Source organism: Pseudomonas sp. R43(2017) (assembly GCF_002112345.1).
GTDB lineage: Bacteria > Pseudomonadota > Gammaproteobacteria > Pseudomonadales > Pseudomonadaceae > Aquipseudomonas > Aquipseudomonas kribbensis.
The window spans coordinates 253515-268410 of sequence record NZ_NEHJ01000005.1; the positions used below are offsets into that span (position 1 = coordinate 253515).

Here is a 14896-nt window from a genome sequence, read left to right on the forward strand (position 1 = left end):
ATATAGTGCGCAAAGCTGAACGGCGTTAGAAGAAACGCAGGAAGGGGTTTTTCGGTTCGACGGGTTTGTCTTTCAGCGGGCATTCCGGGCGAACGCCGTAGTCGTCGGTGGTGCAGGGTTTGACCTGGCGTTTCTGTGCCAGTGAGATGCGCTGCATGTGGAACGGCTGATTGGCCGTGCGTTCGACGATGCGGTCCTGCGCATCAAGGATCTCCACCGACAGGTTATGGCTGCCGCGATCGATATTGCTCAGCGGGAACACCGGGCTCAGTCCGGGTTCGCCGGTGGGTTGGCCGTCCAGCAACAGGCGATAGCGATGACCTTTTTGCAGGCCGGGTTCACTGGTGATGCTGACGATCAGTTCGCCGGCGCTGCTGCGAATGGTTGCGTCCGGCTCGGGAACCAGCACCCGCAGCATGTCGTAGCGGAACAGCGGTTGCTCCGGTGATTTTTTCGCCGTGGTGATGGGCGCCGCCCCGGTCGGGTTCGAGGCCATGCGATTGCTGGTGGCCAGCGGTACGCGCTTGGCGTTGCCGCGCGGCTGGTCGGTGTAGACCCGATTGCCCTGGGAATCGACATAAGTGAAGACCTCGGCGGACGCACCGAGCGCGAACAGGGCCAGGCACACGGCGATCAGTCCGCGAGTCATGGCTTGTGCACCCGCTGCACGGTGAACACCACGGCCGGGCTCTGCTGAATGATCGCCTCGCCATCGATCACCTGAATCGCCAGCCGATGCTCGCCCCGGTCGACGTTCACCAGTTGCAGGATCGGCACGTTGCTCGGCTGGCCATAAGGCGCGTCGTCCAGCAACAGGCGCAATTGATGAGGTGCTTGCAGGCGCGGCTTGATCAGCACGCTGACCGTGAACGTGCCGTTGTTGGCGCGCAGGGCTTCTTCGGTGGGCAGGCCGGTCAGCTCCAGCATTTCATAGGCATTTCGTGCAGGCGCCCGACTGGCCGCATCCGATGACGGCGCACTCGGTGCCTGAGGCTGGACGCTGTTGAGCGGTGGCAGTTCCACCGGCTGCGCCTTCACGCCGTCCGGCGAATGATCGCTGTACACCGTGTTGCCGTTGGCGTCGGTGTATTTGTAGATCTGCGCGGCGGCGGGCAGGGCGATCAGCATCAGGATGTAGAGAAAGGTGCGACCCATGAAATCGACCGGAAACGAAAACGATGGGTTGCAGCATAGGCCAGTCGGGCGGGGATGGCTCGGACGGTAAACATCCGGCCAATAAAAAAGGCCTCCCGAAGGAGGCCTCTCTTTTGTCACGCCGCGTAGCGCAGCGCTACCGGATCAGCAGCTGTAATACAGCTCATATTCCAGTGGGTGTACGAAGGTGCGGACCTTGATTTCTTCTTCGGATTTCAGCGCGATGTAGGCATCGATGAAGTCGTCGGAGAACACGCCGCCCTTGGTCAGGAACGCACGGCCCTTGTCCAGCTCTTCCAGGGCTTCTTTCAGGCTGCCGCAAACTTGCGGGATCTCTTTCGCCTCTTCAGGTGGCAGGTCGTACAGGTTTTTGTCAGCGGCATCGCCTGGGTGGATCTTGTTCTGGATACCGTCCAGACCGGCCATCAGCAGTGCTGCGAAAGCCAGGTACGGGTTGGCAGCCGGATCCGGGAAACGTGCTTCGATACGACGGCCGCGTGGGCTGTTGACGTAAGGAATACGGATCGAGGCGGAACGGTTGCGAGCCGAGTAGGCCAGCATCACCGGAGCTTCGAAACCTGGCACCAGACGCTTGTAGGAGTTGGTGGCCGGGTTGGTGAAGCCGTTCAGGGCCTTACCGTGTTTGATGATACCGCCGATGAAGTACAGGGCGGTTTCGGACAGGCCGGCATAGCCTTCGCCAGCGAAGGTGTTCTTGCCATCTTTGGCGATGGACATGTGAACGTGCATACCCGAGCCGTTATCGCCGTACAGAGGCTTCGGCATGAAGGTCGCGGTGCGGCCATAGGCATCGGCCACGTTGTGTACAACGTATTTCAGAGTCTGAACTTCGTCAGCTTTCTTCACCAGGGTGTTGAACTTGACACCAATTTCGTTTTGACCGGCAGTCGCCACTTCGTGGTGGTGAACTTCAACGGTCTGACCCATTTCTTCCAGTGCGTTGCACATGGCGGTACGGATTTCGTGGTCGTGGTCGAACGGCGGAACCGGGAAGTAGCCGCCTTTCACGCCTGGACGGTGGCCTTTGTTGCCGCCTTCCACGTCCTGGTCGGACATCCACGAGCCTTGCTCGGAGTAGATCTTGAACATCGAACCGGAGATGTCGGACTTGAACTTCACTTCGTCGAAGATGAAGAACTCAGGCTCTGGACCGGCGAATACGGTGTCACCGATACCGGTGGTCTTCAGGTATTCCTCGGCGCGGTGGGCGATGGCGCGCGGGTCGCGATCGTAACCTTGCATGGTCGAAGGTTCGATAATGTCGCAGACCAGGATCAGGGTCGGCTCTTCGGTGAACGGGTCCAGAACGGCGGTTTCGTCGTCCGGCAGCAGGATCATGTCGGAGGCTTCGATGCCTTTCCAGCCAGCGATGGAGGAACCGTCGAACATCTTGCCAACTTCGAAGAAGTCGTCTTCCAGCGCATCGCGAGCCGGCATGGTCACGTGGTGCTGAGTGCCTTTGGTGTCCGTGAAGCGCAGATCAATCCACTTGACGTCATGATCTTTGATGAGTTGAACCGACTTCGACATAGTGTCCTCCGGGTGGCTTAGGGCTGGTAGTGGATGCCCTTAAATGTTGGTGATGCCGGCGCGAATACTCTGCCAAGGCAACCTGCCTCACAAGGGAGCAAATTGCATGCCAGTGCCCCTGCATGGGTTTTTTGCCCCAAATTCACGCTTATTAAGGTGCGAAACGCATAAAGGCTGAAAATCTCGCCCTTTAATGTAGCGCTATAAGTCGAAAATGACCCGTTTTGGTGCATGCAAAACCTTCTGCACATTAACTGGTTAAACCTTGAGCAATTTCCGCTATAATCCGCGCCCCCCTTTTTCGGCTGGCCCAGCGCGCGCTGTTTTCATGAAACTAATCGTAAAAGTCTTCCCCGAGATCACCATCAAAAGCCGACCTGTCCGGACGAAATTCATCCGCCAGTTGGCCAAGAACATCCGCACCGTGCTCCGCGACCTGGACCCGGCCGTGGTGGTGAACGGTGTGTGGGACAATCTCGAGCTGGAAACCCGCGTGACCGATCCCAAGGCCCTGAAAGAGATGGGCGAGCGCCTGACTTGCATGCCGGGCATCGCGCACTTTCTGCAGATCGACGAGTACCCGCTGGGCGACTTCGACGACATCACCGAGAAGTGCAAGCAGCACTACGGCGATGCACTGGCCGGGAAAATTTTCTCGGTGCGCTGCAAACGTGCGGGCAAGCATGCATTCAGCTCGATGGACGTCGAAAAATACGTCGGCAGCAAGCTGCGCCGTGAGTGCGGTGCTGCCGGTATCGACCTGAAAGCGCCGGAAATCGAAGTCCGCATCGAAGTTCGCGACAAACGGTTGTTTGTCATCCACAGCCAGCACAATGGCATCGGCGGCTACCCGCTCGGTGCGCTGGAGCAGACGCTGGTATTGATGTCCGGCGGCTTTGACTCGACGGTTGCGGCCTACCAGATCATGCGTCGCGGCCTGATGGCGCACTTCTGCTTCTTCAATCTGGGCGGTCGTGCCCACGAACTGGGCGTGATGGAAGTCGCGCATTTCATCTGGAAGAAGTACGGCAGCTCGCAACGCGTGCTATTTGTCAGTGTTCCATTTGAAGAAGTCCTGGGCGAAATTCTCGGCAAGGTCGATAACAGTCATATGGGCGTCGTATTGAAGCGTATGATGTTGCGCGCGTCCTCGGCCATCGCCGAGCGCCTGCACATTGATGCGCTGGTCACCGGCGAGGCGATCTCCCAGGTGTCGAGCCAGACGCTGCCGAACCTGTCGGTGATCGACTGCGTGACCGACAAACTGGTCCTGCGTCCGCTGATCGTCGCCCACAAGCAGGACATCATCGACACGGCCAACGAGATCGGCACCGCCGATTTCGCCCGGCACATGCCGGAGTACTGCGGGGTCATTTCGGTCAACCCGAAGACCGCCGCCAAGCGTGGCCGGGTCGAGCACGAAGAGCAGGAATTCGACATGGCGGTGCTTGAGCGTGCGCTCGCAAACGCCAGACTGGTGCCGATCGATCGGGTGATCGACGAATTGGGCCAGGATTTGCAAATCGAAGAAGTCAGCGAGGCACTGGCCGGCCAGATCGTCATCGACATCCGTCACCCGGATGCCGCCGAGGATGAGCCGCTGGAACTCGAGGGCATAGAAGTACAGACGATGCCGTTCTATGCAGTGAACGCACGTTTCAAGGAACTGGACCCTACTCGCCAGTACCTGCTGTATTGCGACAAAGGCGTGATGAGTCGCCTGCATGCTCACCATTTGCTCAGTGAGGGGCATGCCAATGTGCGCGTTTATCGACCGAGCTAAGTGCCCGGGGCTGTTTGCCTGTGGCCTGCGTCACCGGCCCCCCGACACCGCCGTCAAGCTGTAACGGCCATGCCGGACACTACTGCTAATCGCTGCCAAGACTTGTCAGCAAACCGAATCCTCTGATCGAGATACACAAGTGATCGAAAATCTACGCAACATCGCCATCATTGCCCACGTTGACCATGGTAAGACCACCCTGGTAGACAAACTCCTGCGTCAATCCGGCACCCTGGAGCGCAACGAGCTCAACGACGAGCGCGTGATGGACTCCAACGACCAGGAAAAAGAGCGCGGCATTACCATTCTGGCGAAAAACACCGCCATCAACTGGAACGGCTACCACATCAACATCGTGGACACCCCGGGCCACGCCGACTTCGGCGGCGAAGTTGAGCGCGTTATGTCCATGGTTGACTCCGTGCTGCTGCTGGTCGACGCTCAAGACGGCCCTATGCCGCAAACCCGTTTCGTGACCAAGAAGGCTTTCGAAGCCGGCCTGCGTCCGATCGTGGTCATCAACAAGGTTGACCGTCCGGGCGCGCGTCCTGACTGGGTTCTGGACCAGATCTTCGATCTGTTCGACAACCTGGGCGCCACCGAAGAACAACTGGACTTCCAGGTTGTTTACGCTTCGGCCCTGAACGGCATCGCCGGTCTGGACCACACCGCCATGGGCGAAGACATGACCGCGCTGTACCAGGCGGTTGTCGACCACGTTCCAGCTCCGGCTGTTGACCGTGACGGTCCGTTCCAGATGCAGATCTCAGCTCTGGACTACAACAGCTTCCTGGGTGTTATCGGTGTTGGCCGTATCGCTCGTGGTCGCGTCAAGCCGAACACTCCGGTTGTCGCTATCGACGCCAACGGCAAGCGCCGCAACGGCCGTATCCTGAAGCTGATGGGTCACCACGGTCTGCACCGCGTTGACGTTGAAGAAGCAGCGGCCGGCGACATCGTCTGCATCAGCGGTTTCGACGAGCTGTTCATCTCCGACACCCTGTGCGACATCAACACCGTCGAGGCGATGAAGCCTCTGACCGTTGACGAGCCAACCGTTTCCATGACCTTCCAGGTAAACGACTCGCCATTCTGCGGTAAAGAAGGCAAGTTCGTGACCTCCCGTAACATCAAGGATCGTCTGGACAAAGAGCTGCTGTACAACGTTGCACTGCGCGTTGAAGAAGGCGACTCGGCTGACAAGTTCAAGGTATCCGGCCGTGGTGAGCTGCACCTGTCGGTACTGATCGAAACCATGCGTCGCGAAGGCTTCGAGCTGGCCCTGGGCCGTCCTGAAGTGATCATCCGTGAAGTTGACGGCGTGAAGCAGGAACCGTTCGAAAACGTGACCATCGACATCCCTGAAGAATCCCAGGGCAAGGTCATGGAAGAAATGGGTCTGCGTAAAGGCGACCTGAGCAACATGGTGCCGGATGGCAAGGGCCGTGTTCGTCTGGAATACAACATCCCTGCTCGCGGTCTGATCGGTTTCCGTAACCAGTTCCTGACCCTGACCAACGGTGCTGGCATCCTGACCTCGATCTTCGATCGTTACGCTCCAGTGAAGTCGGGCCACATGTCCGGCCGTCAGAACGGCGTTCTGGTTTCGGTTGAAACCGGCAAGGCGCTGACCTACTCCCTGGAAACCCTGCAGGCTCGTGGCAAGCTGTTCGTAGAACACGGCCAGGAGATCTACAACGGTCAGATCGTTGGTCAGAACTCCCGCGACAACGACCTGGGTGTAAACCCTACCAAGGGCAAGAAGCTCGACAACATGCGTGCTTCGGGTAAAGACGAAACCATCGCTCTGGTTCCACCTGTTCGCTTCACCCTGGAACAGGCTCTGGAATACATCCAGGAAGACGAGCTGTGCGAAGTTACTCCTAAGTCCATCCGTCTTCGCAAGAAGATCCTGGACGAAAGCGAGCGTACCCGCGCTGCCAAGAAAGCCAAGGCGTAATTTAGCCCAGGCTTAAAAAAACGCCCCCGGTCGAGAGACCGGGGGCGTTTTTGTTTGTCTGGGCTTTTTTGATATCTCGTTCCCACGCAAAGCGTGGGGACGATCAAGAGCCGATCAGAACTTCTCGATCGACCGCGAACTCTGCACCCGCTCCACTTCCTTCGGCTTGTACGCGCAATATCCCGGGCGCGGGCCGATCTTCGGGTGGTTGCGGCAGGTGTCCGGGCGTTTGTCATAAATGGTGCACAGCCGGCTCTTGCGATCCAGGTAGTAGCAATCGTTGTTACTCATGCGCTGCAGGGTGAAGATCCCCGACTTCTGGTTGAAGCGCTCCACCAGACCTTCCTTTTGCAGGCGCTTGGCGATGTTCTTCGGCGGGTCACCCAGTTCGAACTCGTCGACCACGCCGATGCGCACCAGGTCCTTGATCTTGACCTCGACCGGCAGCGTGCAGCAGCTGGAAACGCACGAGCCGCACATTGGGGCCGAATATTTGGCCCAGGTATCGAGACGGTCGATCTCGGCTGCGGCGATCAGGTTGGGCTTCATCATCGGGGTTTACCAGGCGTGTGCATCAGGGCGCGCGATCATACCGGGACTGGTGGATTTTTGAACAACCTTTCGCCAGATTTTTTCTTTCTGTCATCACCGGGGCCGACAATCCGGCACGGCCCCTGCATTCATTCAGGCATTCGCCAAGGTATTGCCGAACGATCCCGCACTCTCAGGAAAAACTGCCGAACCAGAGCCCCCACCGTCGGTCAGACCGTCTAGGCTCTGACAATTCCCCGCTCGCTCGAGGTCCTATCGATGACTCAAGAACCACTAGTTCGCGAAGCAGAGGTGGCCGCATTCCGCGACGCCGTCCTGACCAAACTCACCTACGCGGTGGGCAAAGACCCGGATCACGCCTTCGACCATGACTGGTTCGAAGCCATTGCCCTGGCGGCCCGGGACCACATGGTCGAGCACTGGATGGACCACACCCGGCAGATCTACCGCAAAGGTCAGAAGCGGGTGTATTACCTCTCGCTGGAATTTCTCATCGGCCGTTTGCTGTACGACAGCCTGAGCAACCTCGGCCTGCTCGATGTTGCCCGTGAGGCATTGACCGAACTGGGCGTGGATCTGGAGCGCATCCGCCTGCTGGAGCCCGACGCCGCGCTGGGCAACGGCGGCCTCGGACGGCTGGCGGCGTGCTTCATGGAAAGCATGTCGACCCTTGGGATCGCCGGTCACGGTTATGGCATTCGCTATGAGCACGGACTGTTCCGCCAGGCCATCGTCGACGGCTGGCAGCAGGAGCAGACCGAGCATTGGCTGGATTTCGGCAACCCGTGGGAGTTCGAGCGGCCGGAGGTCGTCTACAGCATCGGCTTCGGTGGCAGCGTCGAGACCGTCACCGATGTCAGCGGCAAGAGCAAACAAGTCTGGCACCCGGCGGAAACCGTCAGGGCGATTGCCTACGACACCCCGGTGGTCGGCTGGCGCGGGGCGAGCGTCAATACCTTGCGCTTGTGGCGCGCCCGGGCGATGGAGGACTTGCACCTGGAACGCTTCAACGCCGGTGACCACCTGGGCGCTGTGGCCGAAGTGGCCCGGGCCGAAAGTATCTCCCGCGTACTTTATCCGGCGGACAGCACCGAGGCCGGGCAGGAACTGCGCCTGCGTCAGGAATACTTCTTCGTCGCCGCGTCGCTTCAGGACTTGCTGCGCCGCCATCGCAACATGCACACCTCGGTGCTGACCCTGGGCGATCACGCGGCGATCCAGCTCAACGACACGCACCCCTCGATCGCCGTCGCCGAACTGATGCGCCTCCTGGTGGACGTCTACGACGTGGCCTGGGATGCGGCGTGGCAAGTCACCGTTGACACGCTGTCGTACACCAACCACACGCTGTTGCCCGAAGCACTGGAAACCTGGCCGGTGGGCCTGATGGAACGCATGCTGCCGCGGCACATGCAGATCATCTACCTGATCAACGCCCAGCACATCGATTCGCTGCGGGCCAAGGGCATCCACGATTTCGACGTGCTGCGCGCGGTGTCGCTGATCGAAGAAGACAACGGCCGCCGGGTGCGCATGGGCAATCTCGCGTTCCTAGGCTCCCACAGCGTCAACGGCGTGTCGGGCCTGCACACGCAACTGATGCGCAAGACCGTGTTCGCCGAACTGCACAAGCTCTATCCGGAGCGGATCAACAACAAGACCAACGGCATCACCTTCCGCCGCTGGTTGTACCAGGCCAACTCCGAACTGACCTCGATGCTGGTGGATGCCCTCGGCCCGGATGTGCTGGACAACCCTGAAGAGCGCCTGCTGGACCTTGAACCGTTCGCCGAAAAAGCGGCCTTCCGCAAGGCCTTCGCCGAACAACGCCTGCACAGCAAAAAAGCGCTCGCTTACCTGATCCACGAGAGGCTGGGGATTGCGGTGAACCCGGCGGCGATGTTCGACGTGCAGGTCAAAAGGATCCACGAGTACAAACGTCAGTTGCTCAACCTGATGCACACCGTGGCCTTGTATCAGGCGATTCGCGCCCAGCCGGAAACCGACTGGGTGCCACGGGTGAAAATCTTCGCCGGCAAGGCGGCGGCCAGTTATCACCAGGCCAAACTCATCATCAAACTGACCAACGATATCGCCCGGGTGGTGAACAACGACCCGACCGTACGCGGGCTGCTCAAGGTGGTGTTCCTGCCCAACTACAACGTCAGTCTGGCGGAAAGCATCATCCCGGCGGCGGATTTGTCCGAGCAGATCTCCACCGCCGGTTTCGAAGCCTCGGGCACCAGCAACATGAAGTTCGGCCTCAACGGCGCGCTGACCATCGGCACCCTCGACGGTGCCAACGTGGAAATGTGCGAGCGCATCGGCGCCGAGCACATGTTCATCTTCGGCCTGAGCGCCCAGCAGGTCGAAGCGCGCAAGCAGAATCACGAGTTCAGCGCGGTGCCGGACATTGCGGCGTCCCATCGCCTCAATGACGTGTTGCAGGCGATCCGCAGCGGCGTGTTCTCGCCGGATGACACGTCGCGCTACACCGGGCTGATCGATTCGCTGGTGGACTACGACCGCTTCCTGGTCTGCGCCGACTTCGATTCTTACTGGGAAGCGCAGATGCGCGTCGATGCGCTCTGGCACGACTCCAACAATTGGTGGCGTTCAGCGGTGCTGAACACCGCGCGGATGGGCTGGTTCTCGTCGGACCGGACAATTCGCGAGTACGCCACGGATATCTGGAAGGCACTGGAGTAACTTTTAGCGACAAATGTGCGCCCGGCCCCACGCTTGTTGGGCCGGGCCGATATACTGAGCCCTGATTTCGCCCTGTTCCGGGGCTGCTCAGGGATATCGACCATGCAATGGATGTTCATGTTGATCGGGCTGCTGCTCGGTTGGCTGCTCGACGAATCGTTCAGTTCTGCGCTATTGGGCGCCTTGCTGGGCCTGGCAATCGGGCAGACGATCCGCATCATGCGGCTCGGCTCGCAGGTGGCGGAGCAACAGCGGCAACTTGAACAGACGAAGGTGGCTTTGCAGGGTGTCGCGCAGCGTCTGTATCTGCTGGAGGGCTCGCCCTCGCACGCGGTGCCGGCGCCAGGCGTAGAACCGGTCCCCGAGCCTTTGGTCGAGCCCGCCGAGGTTGCAGAAGAAGCTGCGGCCCCCGAACTGGTCTGGGAGTTGCCGCCCGAACTCGAACCTTTCTCTGCCGTCGCCAGCGAAGCCAGTCAGCCGCTGCCGGCCGATGCCTGGCGTCTCGACGCCGTAACCCCTGACACTCCCGAACCACAGCAACCTGCCGAACCCCGTGGCCCGAACCTCATCGAGCGCGGCATCAGTGCTGCGCGCAACTGGCTGTTCGGTGGCAACACCGTGCTGCGGGTCGGCGTGGTGCTGTTGTTCTTTGGTCTGGCCTTCCTGCTGCGCTACGCCACCGAAGGCATGGTGGTGCCGATCGAAATGCGTTACGCCGGGGTCGCGGCAGCGGCGCTGGGATTGCTGGCGCTGGGCTGGTGGTTGCGCCATCGCAACACGAGCTACGCCTTGATGCTGCAAGGCACCGGGATCGCAGTGTTGTACCTGACGGTGTTTGCGGCGATGCGCCTGCATCCGCTGCTCGATCCATCCGCCGCGCTGGGTTTGCTGGTCGCAGTGACGGTGTTCTCGGCCATTCTGGCCATCACCCAGGATTCCCTGGCCTTGGCCTGCGTCGCTGCGCTTGGCGGGTTTGCCGCGCCGATCCTGACGTCCACTGGCGCCGGCAACCATGTCGCGCTGTTCAGCTATTTCGCGTTGCTCAACGCCGGCATCCTGGCCATTGCGTGGTTCAAGGCGTGGCGCCTGCTCAACCTGATTGGTTTCGCCGGCACCTTCGGCATCGGTTTCGCCTGGGGCGTGCGTTCGTATGCGCCGGAACTGCTGTGGAGCACCGAGCCGTTCCTGATTCTGTTCTTCCTGATGTACCTGGCCATCGGCCTGCTGTTCGCCCGGCGCAAATTGCTGGACATGCCGGACGCCCCGGCAGAGAGCGATCGCGAGGCGCTGCTGCAGTGGTCGGCGCGCAAGGGTGATTACGTCGACGGCACCATGCTGTTCGGACCGCCGCTGGTGGGTTTCGGTTTGCAATTCGCGCTGGTGCAGCATCTGGAATTCGCCGCCGCGTTCACCGCATTGGCGCTGGGCATGATTTACATGACCCTCGCCCGGGTGCTGATGGGCGGTCGCGCCTTGTTGCTGGGCGAGACTTGCCTGGCGCTGGGGGTGATTTTCGCCAGCCTGGCGATTCCGCTGGGGCTGGATGCGCGCTGGACCTCTGCGGCCTGGGCGGTGGAGGGAGCGGGGATTTTCTGGCTGGGTCTGCGTCAACATCGCCCGTTGGCCCGGGCGTTTGCGATGCTGCTGCAACTGGGTTCGGCGCTGGCGTTTCTCAGCCAGTTGCGTGTCGGCGAAAGCAGCCTGCTCGACGGTGCGCCGCTGGGGGCGTTGATGCTCGGCATTGCGCTGCTGTTCAGCTTCTATCAACTGCGCAAAGCCCCGGCGGAACACACCTCGGTATGGGAACGCCAAGGCCTGCCGGTATTGGCGAGTCTCGGTCTGACTTTTCTCTATCTGCTGGCGCCGCTGTTTTTCTTCGTCCAGTTCACGGCAATCAGTTGGGCCCTGGCCGGACTGGTGACCTTGTTCGTCGGCTTGCGCCTGCAATCGCGCACGTTCCTGTTCTGCGCATTTGCCGTGCAACTGCTCGGCGGTGCGCTGTTCCTGTTGCGTCTGCAAGGGGCGGGCGAGGATTCGGCGGCCGTGTTCAGCGCTGGCTGGAGCGGTTTGCTTAGCGCCTCGCTGATCGGTCTGGCGCTGATCGCCGGCATGCTGCTGGCGGCCCGCGACGAGATGGTGCGCAGCGATGTGCGTCTGCTGCGCGGTTTGTCGGTGGTACTGCTGGCGGGGCTGGTGCTGATCAATCTGGCGGTGTTGTTCGTGCTGCCGTGGCAGACCGCGAGCGCGGTGTGGGCGGCCAGTGGCTTGCTGATCATCTGGCTCAGCCTGTACCTCAAGCAGCGCGTGAGTTTTGTATTCGGTCTGTTGTTGCAGTTGATCGGCGGCGCGGCGTTTTTGCTGGCCGGTCCCGAGTTGCTCGGGCCGCTGTCCAGCGAAGGTCTGCGGCCACTGGCCCATGGCGGGTTCTGGACGCCACTGGTGCTGGGTCTGGCGGCGATGATCGGTGCGTGGCGCCTGCAATTGGGTAATCACGCTTCGGCATTCGATGTGCTGAGTTTGCAGCGGTTGTCCGAAGTGCTGCTGGTGTGGGGTGCCGGTTGGTGGGCGCTGGCGTGGGTCAGCGAGGTGCTGCGTTTTGCGCCGCTGAATCTGCAGGCGACGTTGTTGCTGCTGGTCGCCGCGTTGAGTGTCGCGTTGTGGACAGTGTTGGCATTGCGCCTGAAATGGCCGTCGCTCGGGTTGCTCTGCACCTTGCTGATTCCGGCAGCCGGACTGGTGTTGCTCGCTGCGTGGCACTCGCGATATCACCCGGCGGCCAACTTCGGCTGGCTGGCGTGGGCAACAGTGTTTGCAGTGCATTTCTTCAGCCTGCGGCGTCTGGCGCCGATGCTGCCGGCGCGGGCCTTGAGCACGGCCCATGTGCTCGGTTGCTGGCTGCTGATCGGCGTGTTGGCGCTGGAGTTGCGCTACGGCCTGCTGCTGTTGTCCGAGCAATACAACGCCTGGCGCTGGCTGGGCTGGGCGATTCTGCCGAGCGTGTATCTGTTGCTGATGGCCGCGCCGCGCACCTGGCCTTGGCCGGTGGCGGCGTTCCCTCGCGAGTACCGCTTGTTCGCGGCGGCGCCGCTGGCGGTGTTGATGCTGATCTGGTTCTGGTTGGCGAATGGGGTGAGCGACGGCAACGCCGAACCGCTGCCTTACGTGCCGCTGATCAACCCATTGGAGCTGGGTCTGTTGATCGCGTTGTTCAGCGTCTATGTCTGGTCGCGCAGCGCGGTAAACGAGTTGTCGATCCGCAAGGATTACGCCGCTCACGCCTCGCAACTGATCGCCGGTGTTTCGCTGTTCGCGTTCTGCACCGCGTTGGTGACCCGCGCCGCGCACCATTGGGCGGGGATCCCGTTCGAGCTGGACCTGTTGCTTGAATCGATGCTGGTGCAGGCCGGGTTGTCCATCGTCTGGACGCTGATGGCGCTCGGGCTGATGATCGGCGGGCATCTGCGCCATCGCCGCGAAGTGTGGCTGATCGGTGCGGCGCTGATTGCGCTGGTGGTGGCCAAACTGATTTTTGTCGAATTGAGCAACCGTGGCGGGCTGGCGCGGATCGTCTCGTTTATCGGCGTCGGCGTGTTGCTGCTGGTGGTGGGTTACTTCGCGCCACTGCCGCCCAAACGCGTCGAAGCTGCACCGGCGGCGGACAAACCGGCCCCGGAAACCGAAGGAGTGTCGTCTTGAGTCGCAAGCTTAATCTCGGGTGGCTGTTGCTGGGCGTGGCCATGACGGCCGGCGCCCAGGAAAAACCGGCGGACTTCGCCGCGCAGGTGCCGTTGTCGGTCAGCGGCGCAGGCCCGTGGTATCGTCTCGAACTGCCGCTGAGCGTGCAATTGCAGGCGCGTCAAACCGATCTCAGTGACCTGCGGGTGTTCAACGCCGCCGGTGAACCGCAGGCCTACGCGCTGGCCCGGGAGTCGGCACAGACCCGCGACGACGGCCACATGAACACGGTGAAGTGGTTTCCGCTGTACAACTCGGCGGATGCCACCGAACGCGCACCGAGCGTGCGCGTGCAGTCGACCACCACCGGCACGCTGGTGGAAGTGCAGCCCTCCAGTCAACTGGAAGCGGGCGAGGAAGTGCTGCGTGGCTGGCTGCTCGATGCCAGCGCGATCAAGGCACCGTTGCAGCAACTGATCCTCGACTGGACCTGCGAGCGCGACGGTTTCCAGCGTTTCAGCATCGAGGCCAGCGACGACCTGCAGCACTGGCAACCCTGGGGTGAAGGCCAGGTCGCGCGCCTGACTTTTTCCGATGAGCGCATTGAACAGCATGAAGTCGCGCTGCCGGGACAATCGGCGCGTTACCTGCGCCTGCTGTGGGATTCGCCGAATGCGGCCCCGACCCTGACGTCGGCGCAGTTGAAAAGCAGCGACCCGCAAAACCTGCCGCTGCCGCTCGTCTGGTCGCCAGCGCTGGCCGGCAGCAGCACCAAGGCCGGGGAATACACTTGGCAGTTGCCGATGGGGCTGAATGTCGAGCGAGTCCAGGTCGAGTTGAAACAACCCAACAGCCTGGCACCGGTGACGCTCTCGGGGCGTCGCGAATCCAGCCTGCCGTGGCAGCCGTTGAGCAGCGGCTTGCTCTATCGCCTGACCCAGAATGGCCAGGACGTGGTGCAGAACGAATTGCAGCTTTACGGGCAGACCGTCCAGCAGTTGAAGCTGACGGTCGACGAACGCGGCGGCGGCCTCGGCGAACAGGCGCCGAGCATCAAGTACGCGGTGCGCGCCACTCAGGTGATCTTTCTTGCACGCGGTGACGGGCCTTACAGCCTGGCGCTGGGCAATCCGACGGTGAGAACGGCGAACCTGCCGCTGACCACGCTGATCCCCGACTTCAAACCGGAGAAACTGGCCACGCTGGGCAAGGCCACGGTGCAGGGCGATGCAGTCGCGACGCAGACAACGACGGCGACGACAGCAGCTGTCGCCGAGACCAACTGGAAGAAAATCGGGTTGTGGGCAGTGTTGCTGCTCAGTGTGCTGTTTCTGGCCGCGATGGCCTTCAGTCTGCTGCGCAAGCCACCGGCGAAGTCCTGAATATGACGGGTGTGGCCTCCACACCCGTCGGGTTTCCAACTACGCTGAATTCCGTGCCTGAACTCTCCCGGTTCGATCACGTCTGATAGCAGGAATTGCACCCGACGCACGTTAGCGGGCGTCATTGCT

The 14896-nt window shown here is 61.3% G+C and carries 9 protein-coding genes; 5 read left to right on the plus strand and 4 right to left on the minus strand.

The window, feature by feature from the left end:
• Positions 1-25: 25 nt before the first annotated feature.
• The 3 genes from CAG02_RS16065 to glnA form a co-directional block, all read right to left on the minus strand.
• Positions 26-649: a DUF4124 domain-containing protein gene (locus CAG02_RS16065; protein WP_085712780.1), complete on the minus strand. Its 624-nt coding sequence runs from the start codon at positions 647-649 to the stop codon at positions 26-28.
• A complete protein-coding gene (locus CAG02_RS16070; protein ID WP_085712781.1) occupies positions 646-1155 on the minus strand; it encodes a DUF4124 domain-containing protein in 510 nt (169 codons plus the stop codon). The genes CAG02_RS16065 and CAG02_RS16070 overlap by 4 nt, the downstream gene beginning before the upstream one ends.
• Positions 1156-1299: 144 nt before the next feature.
• Complete coding sequence (gene glnA, locus CAG02_RS16075) at positions 1300-2706, minus strand: glutamate--ammonia ligase (protein ID WP_085712782.1); 1407 nt, start codon at positions 2704-2706, stop codon at positions 1300-1302.
• A 328-nt stretch (positions 2707-3034) separates the two neighbouring features.
• Between glnA and thiI the strand changes: the two genes are divergently transcribed.
• Positions 3035-4489, plus strand: a complete 1455-nt coding sequence (gene thiI / locus CAG02_RS16085; RefSeq protein WP_085712783.1) for a tRNA uracil 4-sulfurtransferase ThiI — start codon at positions 3035-3037, stop codon at positions 4487-4489.
• Positions 4490-4628: 139 nt separating this feature from the next.
• Complete coding sequence (typA, locus tag CAG02_RS16090) at positions 4629-6449, plus strand: translational GTPase TypA (RefSeq protein ID WP_085712784.1); 1821 nt, start codon at positions 4629-4631, stop codon at positions 6447-6449.
• A 114-nt stretch (positions 6450-6563) separates the two neighbouring features.
• Here the strand turns inward: typA and CAG02_RS16095 are convergent, their stop codons facing one another.
• Positions 6564-7001: a YkgJ family cysteine cluster protein gene (locus CAG02_RS16095; protein ID WP_085712785.1), complete on the minus strand. Its 438-nt coding sequence runs from the start codon at positions 6999-7001 to the stop codon at positions 6564-6566.
• A 258-nt stretch (positions 7002-7259) separates the two neighbouring features.
• On the opposite strand from CAG02_RS16095, the gene CAG02_RS16100 reads away from it, so the two are divergent.
• From CAG02_RS16100 to CAG02_RS16110, 3 genes are all read left to right on the plus strand, one after another.
• Positions 7260-9710, plus strand: coding sequence for a glycogen/starch/alpha-glucan phosphorylase (locus CAG02_RS16100; protein ID WP_085712786.1), 2451 nt, complete (start codon positions 7260-7262; stop codon positions 9708-9710).
• A 102-nt stretch (positions 9711-9812) separates the two neighbouring features.
• Positions 9813-13406 carry a DUF2339 domain-containing protein gene (locus tag CAG02_RS16105; RefSeq protein ID WP_085712787.1) on the plus strand — a complete coding sequence of 1198 codons (3594 nt, stop codon included), beginning with the start codon at positions 9813-9815 and terminating at the stop codon, positions 13404-13406.
• Positions 13403-14767: a DUF3999 domain-containing protein gene (locus CAG02_RS16110; RefSeq protein ID WP_085712788.1), complete on the plus strand. Its 1365-nt coding sequence runs from the start codon at positions 13403-13405 to the stop codon at positions 14765-14767. Before CAG02_RS16105 ends, CAG02_RS16110 begins: the two co-directional genes overlap by 4 nt.
• Positions 14768-14896 lie beyond the last annotated feature (129 nt).